The sequence below is a fragment of the Solibacillus sp. genome, from assembly GCF_040273735.1.
Lineage (GTDB): Bacteria > Bacillota > Bacilli > Bacillales_A > Planococcaceae > Solibacillus.
On the sequence record NZ_JBELZM010000002.1, the window covers coordinates 125,565 to 146,538 of the forward strand.

At 40.0% G+C, this 20,974-nt stretch carries 18 protein-coding genes; 16 read left to right on the forward strand and 2 right to left on the reverse strand.

Annotation, left to right across the window (positions count from 1 at the left end):
* Positions 1-59: 59 nt before the first annotated feature.
* The 6 genes from ruvA to ABS917_RS02770 all read left to right on the forward strand — a co-directional run bounded on the left by ruvA (position 60) and on the right by ABS917_RS02770 (position 5,157).
* Entirely contained in the window at positions 60-680 is a 621-nt protein-coding gene (gene ruvA, locus ABS917_RS02745; RefSeq protein WP_350477568.1) for a Holliday junction branch migration protein RuvA, read from the forward strand.
* Positions 681-695: 15 nt separating this feature from the next.
* Positions 696-1,700, forward strand: coding sequence for a Holliday junction branch migration DNA helicase RuvB (gene ruvB, locus ABS917_RS02750; RefSeq protein ID WP_350477569.1), 1,005 nt, complete (start codon positions 696-698; stop codon positions 1,698-1,700).
* 15 nt (positions 1,701-1,715) lie between these two features.
* Positions 1,716-2,753: a tRNA preQ1(34) S-adenosylmethionine ribosyltransferase-isomerase QueA gene (gene queA, locus ABS917_RS02755; RefSeq protein ID WP_350477570.1), complete on the forward strand. Its 1,038-nt coding sequence runs from the start codon at positions 1,716-1,718 to the stop codon at positions 2,751-2,753.
* A 117-nt stretch (positions 2,754-2,870) separates the two neighbouring features.
* A complete protein-coding gene (gene tgt / locus ABS917_RS02760) occupies positions 2,871-4,028 on the forward strand; it encodes a tRNA guanosine(34) transglycosylase Tgt (RefSeq protein WP_350477571.1) in 1,158 nt (385 codons plus the stop codon).
* Positions 4,029-4,157: 129 nt separating this feature from the next.
* A complete protein-coding gene (gene yajC, locus ABS917_RS02765; RefSeq protein WP_014823349.1) occupies positions 4,158-4,418 on the forward strand; it encodes a preprotein translocase subunit YajC in 261 nt (86 codons plus the stop codon).
* A 97-nt stretch (positions 4,419-4,515) separates the two neighbouring features.
* A complete protein-coding gene (locus ABS917_RS02770) occupies positions 4,516-5,157 on the forward strand; it encodes a DUF421 domain-containing protein (RefSeq protein WP_350477572.1) in 642 nt (213 codons plus the stop codon).
* Here ABS917_RS02770 and ABS917_RS02775 read toward each other — a convergent pair.
* A complete protein-coding gene (locus ABS917_RS02775; protein ID WP_350477573.1) occupies positions 5,137-6,606 on the reverse strand; it encodes a putative polysaccharide biosynthesis protein in 1,470 nt (489 codons plus the stop codon). The two genes, ABS917_RS02770 and ABS917_RS02775, sit on opposite strands and share 21 nt — an antisense overlap.
* 132 nt (positions 6,607-6,738) lie before the next feature.
* Between ABS917_RS02775 and ABS917_RS02780 the strand changes: the two genes are divergently transcribed.
* From ABS917_RS02780 to ABS917_RS02820, 9 genes are all read left to right on the forward strand, one after another.
* Positions 6,739-7,047: a post-transcriptional regulator gene (locus tag ABS917_RS02780; protein WP_350477574.1), complete on the forward strand. Its 309-nt coding sequence runs from the start codon at positions 6,739-6,741 to the stop codon at positions 7,045-7,047.
* 215 nt (positions 7,048-7,262) lie between these two features.
* Positions 7,263-9,536, forward strand: a complete 2,274-nt coding sequence (gene secDF, locus ABS917_RS02785) for a protein translocase subunit SecDF (protein WP_350477575.1) — start codon at positions 7,263-7,265, stop codon at positions 9,534-9,536.
* A 107-nt stretch (positions 9,537-9,643) separates the two neighbouring features.
* Positions 9,644-10,015, forward strand: a complete 372-nt coding sequence (locus ABS917_RS02790) for a LapA family protein (protein ID WP_350477576.1) — start codon at positions 9,644-9,646, stop codon at positions 10,013-10,015.
* Positions 10,016-10,237: 222 nt separating this feature from the next.
* Positions 10,238-12,559 carry a single-stranded-DNA-specific exonuclease RecJ gene (gene recJ, locus ABS917_RS02795; protein ID WP_350477577.1) on the forward strand — a complete coding sequence of 774 codons (2,322 nt, stop codon included), beginning with the start codon at positions 10,238-10,240 and terminating at the stop codon, positions 12,557-12,559.
* A 16-nt stretch (positions 12,560-12,575) separates the two neighbouring features.
* Positions 12,576-13,088 (forward strand): adenine phosphoribosyltransferase, encoded by a 513-nt coding sequence (locus ABS917_RS02800; protein ID WP_008407673.1) that lies wholly within the window; start codon positions 12,576-12,578, stop codon positions 13,086-13,088.
* Between the two features lie 196 nt (positions 13,089-13,284).
* Positions 13,285-15,480, forward strand: a complete 2,196-nt coding sequence (locus ABS917_RS02805; RefSeq protein ID WP_350477578.1) for a RelA/SpoT family protein — start codon at positions 13,285-13,287, stop codon at positions 15,478-15,480.
* A gap of 18 nt (positions 15,481-15,498) precedes the next feature.
* Positions 15,499-15,945, forward strand: coding sequence for a D-aminoacyl-tRNA deacylase (dtd, locus tag ABS917_RS02810; protein WP_350477579.1), 447 nt, complete (start codon positions 15,499-15,501; stop codon positions 15,943-15,945).
* Between the two features lie 70 nt (positions 15,946-16,015).
* Complete coding sequence (locus ABS917_RS02815; protein WP_251689991.1) at positions 16,016-16,222, forward strand: YuzF family protein; 207 nt, start codon at positions 16,016-16,018, stop codon at positions 16,220-16,222.
* Positions 16,223-16,287: 65 nt separating this feature from the next.
* Positions 16,288-17,181 (forward strand): manganese catalase family protein, encoded by an 894-nt coding sequence (locus ABS917_RS02820; RefSeq protein ID WP_350477580.1) that lies wholly within the window; start codon positions 16,288-16,290, stop codon positions 17,179-17,181.
* Positions 17,182-17,271: 90 nt separating this feature from the next.
* On the opposite strand, the gene hisA is transcribed toward ABS917_RS02820, so the two are convergent.
* On the reverse strand, positions 17,272-18,033 hold the full coding sequence (gene hisA / locus ABS917_RS02825; protein WP_350477581.1) for a phosphoribosylformimino-5-aminoimidazole carboxamide ribotide isomerase: 762 nt from the start codon (positions 18,031-18,033) through the stop codon (positions 17,272-17,274).
* Between the two features lie 162 nt (positions 18,034-18,195).
* Here hisA and recD2 point away from each other — a divergent pair, with 162 nt between their 5' ends.
* Positions 18,196-20,691, forward strand: a complete 2,496-nt coding sequence (gene recD2 / locus ABS917_RS02830; protein ID WP_350477582.1) for an SF1B family DNA helicase RecD2 — start codon at positions 18,196-18,198, stop codon at positions 20,689-20,691.
* Positions 20,692-20,974: the final 283 nt, after the last annotated feature.

The window sequence follows — 20,974 nt, forward strand, 5'->3', positions numbered from 1 at the left end:
CGTTCGGTAATTCACAGTTCTTATGCTATAATAGAGCGAGAAATGTGAGGGATAAAACGATGTATGATTATTTAAAAGGACAGGTTACTAGGGTTACACCAGAATATATTGTATTAGAGCAACAAGGCATTGGCTGGATGCTGTATACACCAAATCCATTTGCATTCCGTACATCTGCAAGTGAACAGCAAATCTATGTGTCATTGCAAGTGCGTGAAGATGCCCAAAATTTATATGGATTCAATAGTTTGGAACAACGTGAATTATTTAAAAAACTGATTCAAGTATCAGGCATCGGCCCAAAAGGTGCGCTTGCTATTTTAGCGAGTGGAAATCCAACTTCAGTCATCCAGGCAATTGAAATGGAAGATGAAGCATTTTTAGTCCGTTTCCCAGGTGTCGGGAAAAAAACTGCACGTCAAATGATTCTCGATTTAAAAGGGAAGCTGGACATGCTGCTTGATCACGTCGAGTTACCGAGCGCCGAAAATGAACTGCCATTATTTGGAGTGAATCCGAACGAGCATGAGTTGCAGGAAGCGATGCTGGCACTTGTCGCATTAGGCTATTCAGAAAAAGAATTAGATAAAATCAGACCGCAATTAAGTGAAGACGAAAAGTTAACTACTACAGACGCCTATATTAAACAGGCATTGAAACTGTTGTTGAAATTGAAATAAAAAGGAGTGAGAATCATGTCAGACCGTGTACTTTCTGGTGAAGCAACAGATGCCGAGCAGCAGTTTGAGCTATCTTTAAGACCACAACGTCTAGCGCAATACATAGGCCAGGATAAAGTGAAAGAAAATCTGAAAATCTTTATCGAAGCCGCTAAGCTACGTCAGGAAAGTCTTGACCATGTTCTCCTTTATGGTCCACCAGGTTTAGGGAAGACGACGTTAGCAATTGTCATTGCAAATGAGATGGATGTAAATGTAAAGATGACGAGCGGTCCTGCAATTGAGCGGCCTGGGGATTTAGCAGCGATTTTAAGCTCCCTTGAAGCAGGGGATGTACTTTTTATCGATGAAATTCATCGCCTGCCTAGAGCGATTGAAGAAGTGCTTTATTCGGCAATGGAAGATTTCTGTCTTGATATCGTTGTTGGAAAAGGTCCTGAAGCCCGTTCGATCCGATTGGAATTGCCGCCCTTTACACTCGTCGGTGCAACAACGAGAGCTGGTGCTTTATCTGCTCCGCTTCGTGATCGTTTTGGTGTATTATCGCGCCTGGAATATTATGATGAGCAGTCTCTCGCTGAAATTGTCGTCCGCTCCGGCGAATTATTCGGTGTTGCACTCGATAAGCATGCGGCATTTGAAATTGCCCGCAGATCCCGAGGGACACCTCGTATTGCAAATCGATTGTTAAAACGTGTCCGTGACTATGCACAAGTATTGGCAGATGGCATTGTTTCCACAAGTCTTGCTGAGCAGGCATTAGAACTGCTGCAAGTCGATCCACGTGGACTGGACCATATCGATCATAAACTTATGCAGTCAATGATTGAACGATTCGGCGGGGGGCCTGTCGGATTGGATGCATTAGCGGCCTCGATCGGGGAAGAACGCATTACGATTGAAGATGTATATGAACCATATTTACTGCAAATCGGATTTATCCAACGAACACCACGCGGCCGAATCGCGACAAATCTATGTTACGACCATTTCGGTTATCCGCCGACACAAAATGAATAGAAGGAAGTTTTGAACGTGAAAGTAGAAGATTTTGATTTTTATTTACCAGAGGAATTAATTGCCCAAACACCATTATTGGACCGTACAGCGAGTCGTTTAATGGTAGTAAATCCGAACTCACTGGAAGTGGAGCATCACACATTCGGCCATATTTTAGATGAGCTAAATGCAGGGGATTGCCTTGTACTGAATGACACACGCGTATTGCCGGCACGCTTAATGGGTGTCAAAGCTGATACGGGTGCGAACATCGAATTATTGCTGTTAAAACAGACAAATGACGATGAGTGGGAAACATTAGTAAAGCCTGCAAAGCGTGTAAAAACAGGTACTGTCGTTACTTTTGGCGATGGACTATTGACGGCAACTTGTACGGGTGAGCTGGATCACGGCGGCCGTACTTTTAAATTCACATATGACGGGATCTTTTATGAAATTTTAGATCAACTTGGTGAAATGCCATTACCGCCATATATCCGTGAAAAGTTGGATGACCAAGATCGTTATCAAACGGTTTATGCGAAAGAGCGCGGTTCTGCAGCTGCACCAACAGCTGGTCTGCATTTTACACAGCCATTACTTGAAGCGATTAAAGCAAAAGGTATTGAAGTCGTATTCATTACACTGCATGTGGGACTTGGTACATTCCGCCCTGTAAGTGTGGATTCGATTGAGGACCATGATATGCATTCTGAATTTTACAGTGTGACAGTAGAGGCAGCGGCTGTAATTGAACGTGTTAAACAAGCAGGTGGCAAGGTTATATCGGTAGGGACAACCTCAACTCGTACGCTTGAAACAGTCGCATCCAAAAATGACGGTAAAATTGTTGCTTCTCAAGGGTGGACAAATATTTTCATTTATCCGGGATATGAATATAAAGCAATCGATGGACTAATTACAAACTTCCATTTGCCGAAGTCAACATTAGTAATGCTTGTCAGCGCACTCGCTTCAAAGGAAACAATTATGAACGCTTATGAACAAGCGGTAAAGGAAAAATACCGTTTCTTCAGCTTTGGCGATGCTATGTTTATCCGACCGACTAAGTAATTTGCAATTAGACAAAAACCTATATACAATAATAGTTTGTGCAACACCTACTAAACTTAGTAGGTGTTTTCATTCGAAGTACTGTGTTTACTTTAGAAACGAGAGGATTTTTTTATTATGACTGAAACAACAAAACAACCACCAATTCGTTATGAATTGATTAAAACTTGTGCACAGACTGGTGCGCGTTTAGGTATTGTGCATACACCACACGGATCATTTGAAACACCAACATTTATGCCGGTTGGTACACAAGCGACAGTAAAGGCAATGAGCCCTGAAGAACTAAAAGAAATGAATGCAGGAATTATCTTGTCAAACACTTATCACCTATGGTTGCGTCCAGGGAATGATATCGTGAAGGAAGCAGGCGGACTGCATAAATTCATGAACTGGGATCGTCCAATTTTAACGGATTCAGGCGGTTTCCAAGTGTTTTCATTGTCAAAATTCCGTAAAATTGAAGAAGAAGGCGTTTATTTCCGTAACCATTTAAATGGAGACAAGCTGTTTTTATCTCCGGAAAAGGCGATGGAAATCCAAAATGACCTAGGCTCTGATATTATGATGGCATTTGATGAATGTCCGCCATTCCCGGCGACATACGAATACATGGAGGCTTCAGTTGACCGTACAACACGTTGGGCAAAACGCTGTAAAGAAGCACACCAACGCCCGGAAGAGCAGGGACTGTTCGGCATTATTCAAGGCGGGGAATATGAAGAGCTTCGCCGTAAATCAGCTGAAGCATTAGTAGAGCTGGATTTCCCGGGTTATGCAATCGGCGGTTTATCAGTTGGTGAGCCTAAAGATATTATGAATAAAGTATTGGACTTTACTGCACCAATGATGCCGGCAGACAAACCGCGATATTTGATGGGTGTCGGTTCACCGGACTCTTTAATCGATGGATCAATCCGCGGCATCGATATGTTTGACTGTGTACTACCAACACGTATTGCACGTAATGGTACATTAATGACATCTGAAGGACGTATGGTCATCAAAAATGCGAAATATGCAAAAGACTTTACGCCAATCGATGAAAATTGCGATTGTTACACATGTAAAAACTATACACGTGCATATGTTCGTCATCTATTGCGTACGGAAGAAACATTCGGCTTACGTTTAACGTCATATCATAACTTACGCTTCCTCATTAAATTGATGGAAGATGTACGCCAGGCGATACGTGAAGACCGTCTAGGCGATTTCAAAGAAGAGTTCTTTGAAAAGTACGGTTACAACAAACCAAATGCTAAAAACTTCTAAAAATATGTTCGAAATCCGAAATTTAATATAATTTTTTTGAGAAAAAAAAGAGTTTTTTGCGCAAAAATCAGCAATTCTATACTATACTAGGTAAGTGAGAAAGAGATAGAGAAAGGGGGCAATTTGAAAATGGAAGGTTTAGTACAATTTTTACCGATTATCGTAATGTTCGTTGCGATGTGGTTCATTTTAATTCGTCCGGCACAAAAACGTCAAAAAGCAACTGCTACAATGCAAAACAGCTTAAAACGTGGTGATAAAGTCGTTACTGTAGGTGGCTTACACGGAGAAGTTGATGCAATTGAAGATACGACTGTCTATTTAATCGTTGACGGAAATACACGTTTAAAATTCGAACGCCAAGCAATTGGCCGTGTAGAATCAGTTTAAACGTTTCTAAAAAAGCTTGTGGAAAATAATTTTTCCACAAGCTTTTTTGTATCTTTCATGCAATTTAGAACAAGCTATTGTATGAGAGGTGAATCAATTGGAAGATTATACATTAATTATATTCCGAACAATTGTTTTATATATTATTTTACTAGTTGTTTTCCGTCTTATGGGCAAGCGTGAAGTTGGTGAACTCAGCATTGTGGATCTGGCAATATTCGTATTGATGGCTGAAGTAGCTGCAATCGCTTTGGACGATTATGACAGGCAGTTCTTTAAAGCCATTTTACCGATTATTTTGTTATTTTTGATTCAATACTTAAACTCCTGGCTTATATTAAAAAATAAAAAACTGCGCGACTTTATTGAAGGAGATCCGTCGCTTGTTATCCGCGACGGATTCATCTGTGAAGGTGAAATGAAAAAGCAGCGCTACAATCTCGATGATTTGCTCCAGCAATTACGTGAACAGGGAGTCTGCTCTGTACAGGACGTTGCCTACGCATTTTTGGAACAATCCGGAAAGCTATCGATTTACCAAAAAGATCAGGGCGGATTTATTTTGCCTCTCATTTTGGACGGCTATGTTGACAAAAGACATTTAAAAATTCTTGGTAAAGATGAAAAATGGCTCGTTCATGAATTATTGGTAAACGGTTATCCCAATATACGCGATATATTCTACTGCAGTTATGAAGACGGAAAGTGGTTTGTCCAATTACGAGCGCGAAAAAATTGAACGAAGATACTGGAAATCAGTAAAACGGATTTGTTTTGTAATGAACAGTAACAGCAAGACAAACCCAATTGTAATTGCAACGCTTATGATAAGCGGCATTCCGGCAGCAATGATCGGCTGTACAAAACAAGTAAGGATAAAAATACCATACGGCAGAACGAAAAAGCGGAAACCAACATTAATCTTTTTCTGCTGTCTAATGGAAGCGATGTGTAAGAAGGATGTGATTAATACGCCAAAGCCTATAGCGATAATCGCCCCTTTTTCCTGAATTGCAGGTTGTGAGGCAAGGAAAAACAGTAAAAACAGTTTTCCGATTCCTCCGTAGATGGAATTCATCATGGCAGCCTGCGCTTCATCTAGTGCTTGTAAAATAGAATGAAGCGGACTCTGTATATAATAAAAATAAAAGATAGGAGCCAATATTTTCATATAGCCACGATTTTCCTCAAGATGGAACAGTACCATAGTCAACTCATCGCCGTGTATGAAAAACACGGTAGCGGCCATACAGCCAATCAAAGAAGAGAGTCGTAATGAATGTGTGATGCGTTTATTAAGCAACGGGTAATTATTGCTGGCTAGTGCGCTGCTTACTGCAGGAATGAGTACTATTGCCAATGCGGCAGGTATAAAAGCCGGGAACAGCAGCAATGGTATATGCACACCTGAGATGATACCGTACAATGTAGTGGCCGCGCCTGCAGCCAATCCTGAAACTGTCAGTGCTTTTAAGAAAATGATTGGTTCCAAAAACCATGTAAATGTACCAAACAATTTACTGCCGGCTGATGGCAATGCAATATTAAAAATCGGTTTTGTAAAGGAAGTGCCTGTTGATCCCTTTTTGAACATTCTACTTGAGCGTTTATAAAAAATCGCCAAAAACAGTAATGAAAAAATCTCACCAATTGCTGTTATCCCCATAGCGGCTGCCGCTGTCAATGCAGGCGATTCCGAAATGAAATAAGGCAACAATACGACAATGAGGCCGATCCGTACAAGCTGCTCAAGAAGCTGTGCCCATGCAGTTGGTGCAATTTTCGCTAAACCTTGCAAATATGCTTTTATTAAGCTAGAAAAGATTACGATCGGAATTGTGAATAGGCTAATATAAAGAGTGAAAATAAGGTTTTCATTATGTAAAAGCACTTTTGCGATATACGGAATAGCAAAATAAATGAATGGGCTAAATAAAATAATTGAAATGGCCGAAATTTTGATTGCCGTTTTCATTACGGATGTAACATGTTCCGTTTTCTTTTTCGCATGGTATTCTGCAATAAGCTTGGAAATTGCAATCGGAATACCTAATTGAATTAGTGAAATGAAAAATATAAATGTCGGATAAGCCGTCATATAGAGCCCGACCGCTTCCTCCCCGGCAATACGCATAAACTGCATTCTGTACATAAACCCAAGACATTTTGAAATAAATATGACAAACATTAAAAATAATGTTCCTTTTAGAAATGAGCCCAAATAACTTCTGCTTTCTCCCTTCTCAATTTAATTTCATTCATATACAATAAAGTATGCAGTAGTAATCGCAGTTAAAACCTAAGTTCAGGAGTGATCGACATGCAAATTCCATTTTTCGGCCTTTATGAAAAGGTACAGCTTATATTGACGAACAAAATCGAGGAATTCCATTACTATGGATATGATTCGATAACAGAACAGGATTTATGGAAATATTGCATCGATAAGGTGTGGCGCAAAAAAGATGTGCAAAATATGCGGTTGCATGAGCTGACATCCGGCATTTTCGGTGCAACGGCTTCGGAAGTGCTTAGCTATATGCAAATAAGGGATTTTAAGCGTAATGAATTGAACTTAAAACTTTCCAATGAGGAGCTTCAGAGTTTATTCCATCCGCTTAAAGAGTAGGGAAAAATAAGAATAATATAATAAATTATCTAGTAATAATTTGACAGTTTCCATAAGCTGTTTCATAATGAGAGTGTTGTGCTTTTCAAACTGTCGGATTGTTATTTTTGAAAAGTGATTCAGGAAATTATTGAAATGAATACATAGTTTGTGGAAGGTAATTTTTACGTGTTACATCACACCGCGTTTCGTGTGATATTGAGGAGGATTTTTTAATGAAATTAGCAAACCGTATCATTACGTTCATACTTGTCGTAGCATTGCTATTTACAGGGATGGGCACAACGGTAGAGAAGGTTTTAAACGATGTAAAACTTGGGTTGGACCTTCAAGGTGGATTTGAGGTACTTTACGAAGTGGAATCACTTGTTGATGGACAAAAGATTACCCAGGATGTACTGGCCGATACAACGTCAGCATTAAACAATCGTATTAATGAATTTGGTGTAAGTGAGCCAAGCATTCAAATTGAAGGGGAAGACCGAATTCGTGTTCAGCTTGCTGGTTTGGCGGATCAGGATTCTGCTCGTGAGCTATTATCGAGTACAGCGAATTTAACTTTCCGTGATGTAAATGACAATATTTTATTGGATGGTACTGATTTAAAGGAAGGTGGCGCAGCACCGTCATTTGACCAGCAGAACCGCCCAATCGTAACGTTAACATTAAAAGACGCGGCAAAATTTGCGGAAGTGACGCAGAAAGTCATGAGCATGGGCGCACCTAATAACTTATTAGTTGTTTGGCTGGACTTTGAAGAGGGTGTAGATTCTTACGCTGAAGAAAGCAAAAAGCCACCTGAACAGCAAAAGTTTGTTTCGGCAGCGTCTGTTACACAAGTATTAAATACAACAGATGTTATGATTTCAGGTAGCTTCACAGTGGATGAAACGAAAAACTTTGCATCTATACTGAATGCAGGATCATTACCTGTTAAGTTAACGGAGATTTATTCAACATCGGTTGGAGCACAATTCGGTAAAGACGCATTAAATGATACAGTATTTGCAGGGGTTATCGGCGTAATGCTAATCTTCCTGTTCATGCTGCTATACTATCGTTTACCAGGGTTTATCTCTATTATTACATTATCGGTATTCACGTATTTAGTGTTAGTCGTCTTTAACGGCATTAATGCTGTATTAACATTACCGGGTATCGCTGCGATTGTATTAGGAATCGGGATGGCCGTTGATGCAAATATTTTAACAGCCGAGCGTATTCGTGAAGAACTGCGTGTTGGCCATTCTGTAAAGGACGCCTTCAAATTAGGTTCAAAACAATCACTATCAGCAATCATTGATGCGCAATTGACAACTTTACTTGCTGCTGTCGTATTATTCTACTATGGTACAAGTTCTGTTAAAGGTTTCGCTACGACGCTAATTATTTCGATTTTACTATCATTTGTAACAGCTGTATGGGGTTCTCGCGTACTGCAGGGTCTTCTTGTAAACAGCGGCTACTTCAATAATCCGGCATGGTTCGGAATTAGCAGATCGAAACAGCATTCAATTGATGAAGGAATCACTTCATTGGATTTATCAACGAAATTCGATAAATTGGACTTCGTTGGAAACCGTAAAAAATTCTATGCGATATCAACAATTATTTTAGTTGCAGGTATAGTTGTGCTTGGTGTATTCAAGCTGAATTTGGGAATTGATTTTTCTCAAGGTACACGGGTAGAGATTAAATCCGATACGGCGCTGGTCCAAGAAGAAGTTATAGATTATCTGGAAGAAATCGGTTTTGCAAACGAGGATGTCGTGATTTCAGGTGACAATCAATCTATCGCCGTTATGCGTTATAAAGATGACTTCTCTCAACAAGAGGTACTTGATTTTACAGCGCAGGTAAACGAAAAATACGGCCATGAGCCAAGCTTAAGTACTGTTTCGGCTACAGTCGGAAAAGAATTGGCAGAAAATGCGATCTATGCATTGGTATTGGCAGCTCTAGGGATTATCATCTATGTTGCAATCCGCTTCGAATGGCGAATGGGTCTAGGGGCCATTATTTCGTTACTGCATGACGTATTCTTTATCATCGTGATCTTCAGTATGCTGCGTTTAGAGGTAGATATTACGTTTATCGCTGCGGTATTAACAATTGTCGGTTATTCGATTAACGATACAATTGTAACGTTTGACCGTATCCGTGAAAATATCGACCGTCACGAAAAAATTACGACAAAAGAAGAGCTGGCATTGATTGTCAACAAATCACTTCGCCAAACGATGGGACGCTCTGTTAATACAGTATTGACAGTTATTGTTGTAGTTATTGCACTTATTTTCCTAGGTGCTCCATCAATTCAAAACTTCTCGATTGCTCTATTAATCGGGTTAGTTACAGGGATTTACTCTTCAATCTGTATCGCGGCACAAGTTTGGTATTCATTAAAATGTCGTGAAATGGACAAAAAAGGTACTTCTGTTGTGAAAAAAGAGAAAAAACAGTGGGGTTCAGACGAGCCACAAGTATAAAAATATTAAACCGCGTAATTGTACTTCTGCAAATTACGCGGTTTTTTGTTTACCCTTTTTTAAAAAAAGGAATAAATTTCTTAAATAAAGCGTGAAAGGAGACTAATATGAAAATTCAATGGACATTTGTAGTTGGACTCATTTTTGCTCTAATAATTGCCATTTTTGCTACAGTAAATGTGGATAGCGTGCAGGTCAATTATGTTTTTGGAGAAGCGCGCTGGCCATTGATATTAATCATTTTAGGATCGGTATTAATCGGTTTTATCATCAGTTTTTGTTTTTCGGTATTCCGTATGTACGGAAGTAAAAAGCAAACGAAAGCACTTCAAAAAGAACTTGAAGCAGCACATGTACTGATTAATGAAAAGGATGCTGAGATAGTACGATTGAAAAATGAACTCCGGAAACGGGGTACTTCAGGAGTTGTAACAGAAGAAATTTCGGATAATAATGAAATGCCGATGCCTAAAAAGTAGACAAAATGGATGCTGTTCAATGGTAGCTATTTGAAACGTATATAACGTTACAAATAGCTTTTTTTATTTATTTATAAATTTGGTGAAGAAACCGTTTGGTGACCGTCAAATTCATCAATTTTTCAAGCAGTCTTCCTAAAATTACATGTCAATTTTTCTAAGAAACTTTGGGAAACGTAATAGATTTCCGTTATAATGAACTGCGTGAGGAAGTGAATATATATGATACAGTCACAAAAATTATGGATAATAACAAAGCAAGATGAGCAACTTGTAAAACAATTCAGTGAACAGCTGAAAATTTCAACGATCGCAGCAAAAATTTTAATTGCCCGTGGCTGCACATCGATAGAACAAGCAAAGCCATTACTTAAAATTGATGAAACCCAGTATCATGATCCGTTTCTAATGGCCGGGATGGAAGATGCGGTTATGCGTATCGAACAAGCATTGGATAACGGTGAAAAGATTCTCGTATACGGTGATTACGACGCCGATGGAATAACAAGTACAACTGTGCTGCTCAATGCTTTACTTGATCTGGGTGCAGATGTCAGTTTTGTCATTCCGGATCGGTTTATTCATGGATATGGACCGAATGAAGAACTTTTCAAAAAAGCTTATGAAGATGGCGTAAATTTAATCATTACGGTCGATAATGGAATAAGCGGGATTGAACAAGTAAAAGCGGCCAGAGAGCTTGGTATGGATGTGATTATTACTGATCACCATGAGGCGGGTGAAACTTTGCCGGATGCCAATGTTATCATCCACCCACGTGTACCAGAAGGTCATTACCCGTTTGGAGAGCTTGCTGGAGTAGGTGTTGCCTTTAAGTTGGCGCATGCATTATATGGCGAGTTGCCGGACCATTTATTTGAATATGTGGCGGTCGGGACAATTGCAGATTTAGTGCCGCTCATCGGCGAAAACCGCTATTTAGTACAGCGCGGTTTGCAGGCATTAAAGCAGTCTCCGAATCCTTGGGTTAAGGCCATTTGTGATGCTTCAGGGGCAAACCAGAGAGATATTAATGAAGAAACTGTTGGTTTTTATTTTGGCCCGCGTCTTAATGCAATTGGGCGTTTAGGCAGTGCCGAGCCGGGTGTGCATTTTTTAATGAGTGAAGACCCGCTACAGGCAAATGCAATGGCAACCCTATTAAATGATAAAAATACAGAACGGAAAAAAATTGTAGAAGACATTACAAATGAAGCTATGGCAATGATTGAAAGTGACGTTACCCTAAAAGATTCCCTTGTTTTAGTCGTTGCAGGGGAAGGTTGGAATCCGGGTGTTGTCGGTATTGTTGCATCGCGATTAGTTGAAAAGTATTACCGTCCGACAATTGTACTTTCACTTAATCCTGAAAAAGCGATCGCGAAAGGTTCCGCGAGAAGTATTGAGGGATTCCATCTATATAATGAGTTGGCGAAAAACCGGGATATTTTACCGCATTTCGGTGGCCATCCAATGGCGGCAGGGATGACATTACCGATTGAACATGTGGAATCATTGCGTACACGTTTAAATGAACAGGCCAGCCTTTGTTTAACCGAAGAACAGCTTGTACAAAAGATGCAGATTGATGTGCCGATTGAGCTGAGTGAAATTACCGTTGATGCGATTGAAGAACTGCGGCAATTGGCTCCGTTTGGCACAGAATTCCCGAAGCCGGTTTTTGGAATTCAGGATGTTAAAGTAAAATCGATGCGAAAAATTGGTTCTGGCGAAAATCATCTGAAGATGGAGTTGGAAGATCCGTATCGCTCTCTTGATGCAATTGGGTTCAACAAAGGGTCCTTACATGATGAAATTTCATATGGAGTTGCCTTATCATTAGTTGGGGATTTGCAAATCAATGAATGGCAGGGCAATAAAAAACCGCAATTCATGATTCAGGATGTTCGGGTTAATGAATGGCAACTATATGATTACCGCGGGAAAAGCAAGACTGCAAACTGGCTTGCAAAAATTAACGTGAAAAAAACGGATTTTATAGCTTTCTTCGAACAGACAAAGCTACATTTTGAACAGGAAATTCCAAAAGAAATAATATATTTCACAGCTGGGACAAAAGCCGAAAATTTGCATAAAAATATCGTTTTACTCGATTTACCGGAAAATGTATCCACATTGGAAAAATTACTGCAGGATGTTCAAATTGAACGAATCTATGCACATTTATATACCGATCAATCAGCATATTTTAATGGAATGCCGACAAGGGAACACTTTAAATGGTATTACGGATTCCTGAAAAAACGTCCTGATTTTGACTTGAAAGAACATATTCGACAATTATCCGAACATATCGGACTGAATATAGAAGTAATTAAATTTATGACAAAAGTGTTTTTTGAGCTAGGATTTGTTACAATAGAGAATGGTTTGACGACCGTAAACGAAAATGCACCGAAAAAAGCATTATCCGAAGCACCGTCATATAAATTGCGTTCACAGCAGATTGAACTTGAGCAGAAGCTGTTATATGCAACATACAGTGAACTTAAGCAATGGTTTAGTGAACGATTGAGTTCTTGAGGAGGACATAGGAAGAATGGATTTAAAACAGTACGTAACAACAGTTGAAAATTGGCCGAAAGAGGGCATCAGCTTTAAAGATATTACAACAATCATGGATAATGGTCCGGCATATAAATATGCGACTGATGAAATTGTAAAATATGCAAAAGAAGTTGGCGCTGAAATCATCGTAGGTCCTGAAGCACGCGGATTTATTATTGGTTGTCCGGTTGCCTATGCATTAGAAATCGGTTTCGCACCAGTTCGTAAACCAGGAAAGCTTCCACGTGAAGTGATTTCTGCAGATTATGGCTTAGAATACGGTACAGACACGTTAACAATGCACAAAGATGCAGTAAAACCAGGCCAAAAAGTTTTAATCTGTGATGATTTGCTTGCAACAGGCGGTACAGTAGAAGCGACTGTTCGCTTAATCGAGCAATTAGGCGGCGAAGTAGTGGGTGCAGCATTCATTATCGAGCTTACAGAATTGAATGGCCGCAACAAAATCAACAATATCCCAATTAAAACTTTAATTCAGTATTAATCCACCGAACTATCCCGCGAAACCTTTGCGGGATAGTTTTTTTTCAATGAATTATATACTAGAAGCTGTTCAATAATTCTACAAATTTCGACTTTCTGCAAAACTAAATGCCCACGTGCCTTTACATTTAGTAGATATATTTTATACAATTGAACTTATACTTAAAGCGAAAATAGAAAGAACAGGTGGACTCATAATGGCGAAAGAACAAATATTGGCGCCCGAAGATGTTTTCGAGCTCGTCAAATCTTATATGAACGAAGAACATGTTACCTTTGTTGTTAAAGCATTTGAGGTAGCGAAAGAAGCACATAAGGAGCAGTTTCGGAGCTCTGGAGAACCATATATTATTCATCCGGTCCAAGTGGCGGGTATTTTGGCTGAGCTGCAGATGGATCCTGAAACAGTAGCGGCAGGATTTTTGCATGATGTCGTGGAAGACACGGAAGTGACACGCGAAGATCTAGTAAATGAATTTAGTGAAGAAGTAGCCAAGCTTGTAGACGGGGTAACGAAGCTTGGGAAAATTAAATATATGTCAAAAGAAGAGCAGCAAGCCGAAAACCACCGGAAAATGTTCGTTGCGATGGCTCAGGATATCCGAGTGATTTTAATTAAGCTGGCAGACCGTCTGCACAATATGAGAACATTAAAGCATTTACCAGCTGAAAAACAACGCCGTATTTCTCAGGAAACACTGGAAATTTTCGCACCATTAGCGCATAGATTAGGTATTTCGAAAGTGAAATGGGAGCTGGAGGATACGGCATTACGCTATTTAAATCCGCAACAGTATTACCGGATCGTCAGCTTGATGAAGAAAAAGCGTGATGAACGTGAAGCTTATTTGGATAACGTAATGGACGAAATCAATTCCCAGCTGAAAGAAGTGGAAATTGAAGCGGATATTTTTGGCCGTCCGAAACATTTATATAGTATTTACCGCAAAATGGTACTTCAAAAAAAGCAATTTAATGAAATTTATGATTTACTGGCGGTACGTATTTTAGTCGATAGTATTAAAGATTGCTACGCGGTAATCGGAATAATCCACACATTATGGAAGCCAATGCCCGGACGCTTTAAAGATTATATTGCGATGCCAAAGCAAAATCTTTACCAATCCCTACATACAACTGTCATCGGACCATATGGGGATCCGCTTGAGGTGCAGATCCGTACAAAGGATATGCACAAAATAGCAGAGTTCGGTATCGCGGCACACTGGGCTTATAAGGAAGGCAAAACCGTAGAACAAAATGCCGAAACAATTGACCAGAAGCTGACTTGGTTCCGAGAAATTCTCGAGTTCCAAAATGAATCTTCTAATGCTGCCGAGTTTATGGAATCGTTGAAATTCGACTTATTCTCGGACATGGTATATGTTTTCTCTCCAAAAGGAGACGTAATTGAGCTTCCATCCGGTTCTGTACCGATTGACTTTGCTTATCGCGTACACTCGGAAGTCGGGAATAAAACAATTGGAGCAAAAGTAAACGGTAAAATGGTACCGCTTGATACACCTTTAAAAACAGGGGATATTGTTGAAGTATTAACATCAAAACAATCATTCGGTCCTAGCCGGGACTGGATTAAAATTGCACAAAGTTCGCAGGCAAAAAACAAAATCAAGCAATTTTTCAAAAAGCATGTACGTGAAGAAAGTGTTGTTAAAGGAAAAGAACTCGTTGAAAAGGAAATTAAGGCTCAGGAGTTTGATATGAAGGAAGTCTTAACAACCGAAAATATTAAACGTGTGATTGAAAAATTTAACTATACACATGAAGATGATTTATATGCGGCTGTCGGTGTAGGTGGAATTACGGCTCAGCAAATTGTCAATCGTCTTGCTGAAAAAATGCGCAAAGAGCGTGAACAGGAAGAAGCGCTCGAAAAAATCGTTAAAAGCATGAACAATCCGACGCCGAAAAAGCGCACGGAATCAGGTGTTATTGTAAAAGGAATCGATAATTTATTAATTCGTTTATCACGTTGCTGTACTCCGGTACCGGGTGATGATATTGTCGGCTTTATTACGAAAGGCCGCGGTGTTTCAGTACACCGTGCAGATTGTCCGAATATCCAGGAAGATGGAAACCTGGAACGTCTTATTGAAGTGGAATGGGAAAATGACGGCACACAGATCCGCAAAGACTACCCTGTGGATATCGAGATTTCGGCATTCGACCGTCCAGGCATTTTAAATGATGTCATGCATGCTGTCAGTGAAGCGAAAACAAATATTTTGGCAGTTACAGGTCGTGCTGACCGTGAAAAAATTGCCACGATTCATTTAACGATTGCCATTACCAATATTTCAGGACTACATCGTGTTGTCGAAAAAATTAAACAGCTTCCGGATATTTACTCCGTTCAGCGTGTAATTAATTAATAGATAGTAGGGGAAAAGATGCGCGTAATATTACAACGTTCAAAACAGGCCTCTGTTACAGTCGATGGACAAGTAACAGGTGCCATTCAAAAAGGCTATGTACTGCTTGTCGGCATTACACATAGTGATACAGAAGAAGATATCAAATATGTGGCTAAAAAAATTACCGATCTGCGTATTTGGGAAGATGAGGACGGCAGGATGAATCGTTCCATTGCTGAAGCAGGCGGTGATATTTTATCAATCTCCCAATTTACACTTTATGCGGATACTCGCAAAGGGAAGCGGCCAAGTTTTGTGGAAGCGGCAAGACCTGAACAGGCAAAGCCATTATGGGAAGCATTCAATGAACAATTAAAGGCGAACGGACTGCATGTTGAAACAGGTGTTTTCGGTGAGATGATGGATGTTGCACTCATTAATGATGGTCCTGTAACGATCACGATTGAGTCTAAAGCCAAATAAACGATGAACGGATCACTCCTTTAACGCATATTGTACAGTATGCATACAAAGGAGTGATTTTTTGGTTCAAATGAACACATATCCAAACGCGTACTGGCTTGAAGCGATCCAAAACTATTTAGGGCAAATGGTTGCCGTCCAGCAAGAGGGGAATCGTGTTCAGCAAGGGATATTGGCGGCAATCTGTCCGGACTATATTGTACTTGATGTGTGCCAAACGCCGTTCTATATTCGTATTGACAAAATAGTTTGGATTATGCCATTTTTAAAAAAATGAAATGAATATGGTCTACGCACCTTCTAATCGTCATAAGCTTACTATGACAATTAGGGGGTGCTTTATTGTTTCAACGCGTCAATCGATTACTTATTGATTTACCACAGGTTGAATATGGAGACGCAAACGCTGCAAGTGCGGTACAGGAATTATTAGGCGGAAAGTTTGGCGAAATGTCGACTTTGAATAACTATATGTATCAGTCATTCAATTTCCGTGGAAAAAAGAAATTAAAACCTTTTTATGATTTAGTTGCGAGTATTACAGCGGAAGAGTTTGGGCATGTGGAACTTGTAGCGACTACAATCAATCTACTGAGTAAAGATACGACGTTTTCCGGTAACCCAAATCTGGCACCGATGATGAACGCCAAAAATATGCGCAATACGCAGAGCTTTATCGCTTCTGCGCAGACAGCTTTACCTGTCGATTCGATGGGGAAACCTTGGAATGGGGAGTATGTATTTTCCAGCGGGAATTTAGTGCTCGACTTACTGCATAATTTCTTCTTGGAATGCGGCGCGCGGACACATAAAATGCGTGTTTATGAAATGACGGATCATCCGACAGCCCGTGAAATGATTGGCTATTTACTAGTACGAGGCGGAACACATGTTATTGCCTATGCAAAAGCACTGGAAATGGCAACTGGTGTAGATGTAACACGGATGCTTCCGATTCCTAGCCTTGATAATCATGTATTTGACCACGCAAGAAAATATGAAGAGCGTGGCTATGGAAATGTATTATTTACGTGGAATTACGTAGGGGATTATCAGGATATCAATAAAATCTGGAAAGGGCCGCATCCATTAACGAATGCCCCGCTCATTGTAGAAGAGGGCACACCAAAAGGTGCAAAGATGCCGGATTTAGATGAACTGCCGGAAGAGTTTGCACCGGGAATCGGTCCGGAAGAGTTCCAGATGATTGCAAAACGTCTAATGTTCAATATGTAAAATGAAGTGTATAAAAATAAACCCATTTTTCTTTGATAGAAAAATGGGTTTTTGTTGTGTCCGTCTCTTACGGCATTCATTGAACTCTGGTTATTCAATACCTTCGCAATAATTCACTACTGTTTGGAAGTCCAGGTCACCGCCGAAAATGGAAAGGGCACTGCCGATTGTTACGTGTAATTTACCATTTGAAATTGATTCGAACTTTTTCAAATCATCAATTGAACGTACGCCTCCAGCATACGTTGTCGGAATCGATGTCCATTCCGCCAGATCACGTACTAAATCTTCCTGCATCCCACTGCGTTTTCCTTCCACATCAACCGCATGAATGAGCAGTTCATCACAATATTCTTCAATTTCCTTAATCGACTGTGCATTTACTTCGAAGTCGCTGAATTTTGTCCATTTATCTGTTACAACATACCATTTACCATCACGTTTTCGACAGCTCAGATCAAGGACAAGTTTTTCTTTACCGATTTTTTTAACTAACTGCTGCAGACGATCCATATCAAGCTGCCCGTCATGAAAAATATATGATGTAACAATGACATGCGAAGCACCAGCAGCGATATATTTTTGTGCATTGTCGGCAGTAATTCCGCCGCCTATTTGAAGACCGTTCGGATAAGCTTGCAATGCAGATATCGCTGCTTCTTCATTGCCGGGACCTAGCATAATAACATGTCCGCCCGTCAGTTTGTTCTGCAGAAACAGTGAAGCGTAATATGAGGCATCCTGGTCGGAAGTGAAATTTTCAACCACTTCTTTATTTTCATAGCCAAGAGTGCTCCCGACAATTTGCTTCACTTTTCCGTCGTGTAAATCAATACAAGGTCTAAAGTTCATGTTCTTCACTACTTTCTCTTACATTCTATATGTATCATAACATTTCAACGTGCTGAATTAATAGAAAAATCAGACGTAATAGCTTGTTGGCATTATTGTAGGACAGGCTTTAATCGGTATGATAAAATGGGCTTACAATTTATAAGAAAGCGTGGCATGAAAATGGCGGAAAATCTAAATTTGTTTGACGTAAATAAGCTTTTTATTTTAGGTCGACCAATTGTAACAATTTTTCATAATTCAACGAATATGTACTCCATTGTTCGTGTCAAAATTCAAGAAACAAATATTCAGCATGACGAGAAAGAAATCATCGTAGTTGGTTATTTTCCCCAATTGGTTAATGATGAACTATACCGCTTTACTGGACAGTTAAAAAGTCATCCGAAATACGGGAGGCAGTTTCAAATTGAGACATTTGAAAAAGAGGTGCCGACAACAGAGCAGGGGATCGTCCATTATTTATCAAGTGACCTATTTACAGGGGTCGGCAGAAAAACGGCAGAGACTATCGTAGAAAAGCTCGGAATGGATGCCCTCACGAAAATACTGGAGGATCCGGCAGCACTTGATGCTGTTCCTCGTTTATCTGCTGAAAAGAAATTACATATTCGCCAAACGATCGAGGAAAATCTTGGATTGGAACGGGTGATGGTAAGGCTGAACGATTGGGGCTTCGGACCACAGCTCGGGATGAAAATTTATCAGGCGTATCGTGAAGAAACAATTCAGCTGCTGACAGAAAACCCTTACCGTTTGATTGAAGAAGTAGAAGGGGTCGGATTTATACGTGCAGATGAACTTGGTGCGAAGCTGGGGATAACAGGGAATCATCCGGATCGAATTAAAGCAGCCATTTTTCATGTACTGACAAATGCATCATTATCTGAAGGTCATGTTTATTTGGATGCGGAAATGGTGCTTCCGATGGTGAAAGATATACTTGAACAAAGTCAGCGCATTGAAATTCCATATGAAGCGATTTCGAAAGCGGCAATTGAAATGCGAGAGGATTCGAAAATATGCGGTGAAGAAACACGCATGTACTTGCCGTCACTTTATTTTAGTGAGGTGGGCATTGCAAGTAAGATTAATGAACTGAAAGAAAAAAATAAAATGGCCGAAAGTTTTTCGAAAGATGAAATCCGAAAAGCGATTGGTGACATTGAAGAACAGTATGATGTGACATATGCGCCAACACAGGCACAGGCTATTGAAACGGCGATTAATTCCGCGGTGATGATTTTAACAGGTGGACCGGGGACAGGAAAAACGACCGTTGTCCGAGGTTTGGTCGAAGTATATGCTGAGCTTCACGGGTTATCATTAAACCCAAAAACGTATGCGGAAAAAGAGGAACCGTTTCCGATTGTCCTTGCAGCACCTACAGGACGTGCAGCAAAAAGACTCGCGGAATCGACTGGCTTGCCTGCAATGACAATACACCGTTTACTAGGATTTAATGGGCAGGAAAAGGATGAAGAAACAGAGCGTGAAGTTGTAGGGCGACTCATTATAATCGATGAGATGTCAATGGTGGATACATGGCTGGCACATCAGCTTTTAAAAGCACTGCATGAAGATGTACAGGTCGTTTTTGTAGGAGACCAGGATCAGTTACCGCCTGTTGGACCAGGGCAAGTATTAAAGGATCTGCTTGCATCCAAGCAAATTCCTACCGTTGAATTAACGGATATTTACCGTCAGGCTGAAGGATCTACAATTATCGAAATGGCCCATCAAATCAAAAAAGGCAGAGTGCCGGATACGTTGACTGCAAAAACAACGGACCGTTCGTTTATTCAGGCAGGAGCCGGACAAGTAACGAGCGTTGTCACTCAAGTTGTAAAAGGTGCGCTTGCAAAAGGTCAGGCAATTCGAGATATTCAAGTATTGGCGCCGATGTACAAAGGTCCTGCAGGCATCGATAATTTAAATAAAGAAATTCAGCAGCTTGTCAATCCAAATGATGGGACAAGAAAAGAACTTGTTTTCGGTGATACGATTTACCGTATCGGGGACAAAGTGCTGCAGCTAGTGAATCAACCGGATAATAATGTTTTCAACGGGGATATGGGTGAAGTGATTTCCATAATCCGTGCAAAGGAAACAGTGGAAAAGCAGGATTTGCTTATCGTCAGCTATGATGGGATTGAAGTAACATACCAGCGTGCAGATTTAAACCAGATAACATTGGCCTATTGCTGTTCAATTCATAAATCACAAGGCTCGGAATTTCAAACGGTTATTATGCCGATTGTCCGCGGCTACTCGAAAATGCTTCGCAGAAATTTGCTGTATACGGGAATTACACGTGCCAAAAACTTTTTAATTTTATGTGGTGAGCCGGATGTATTAGCGAATGGTTTAGCGAAAACAGATGATTTAACTCGATTAACAACATTAAAGGCACGATTGAATCCGGAATTTATAGCTGCAGAAAAGACAGAAGAGTTACCGGAAAAAGAAGAGGAAAAAGCGTCCGTTAAGGAAGTAAAAAAAAATCCTTCAACAGAGCAGCTTGGTCTTTTGAATTTTTCAGCTTCACATAAAATTGGTGAAGCGTTGCCAAATCACTTGACGGCAGAAACAGCGCCATATATTCATCCATTAATTGGTATGGCGAATATTTCGCCGTACGACTTCAATGAAGAATAGAACTAGCCATTTTCGTTCATGTTTGAATGGGAATGGCTAGTTTTTTTATTGCTCATGGAAATTTACTGTTTTGGACAAATTTATTAAATGATGTGTTTATGATCAAGTGTTGAGGGAAAATGTTTGAAATATAATAAAAGTTTGAAACAAATCGGGGCATAATAAAAAAATGATAACTTTTTGCGGAAAAAATCAGAAATTTTAAAAGAAACTATTAATTAATATTATTTGTGTGGATATGTTAGTATGAAAAAAACTTATATGACGTCTGAAATTCGATGTC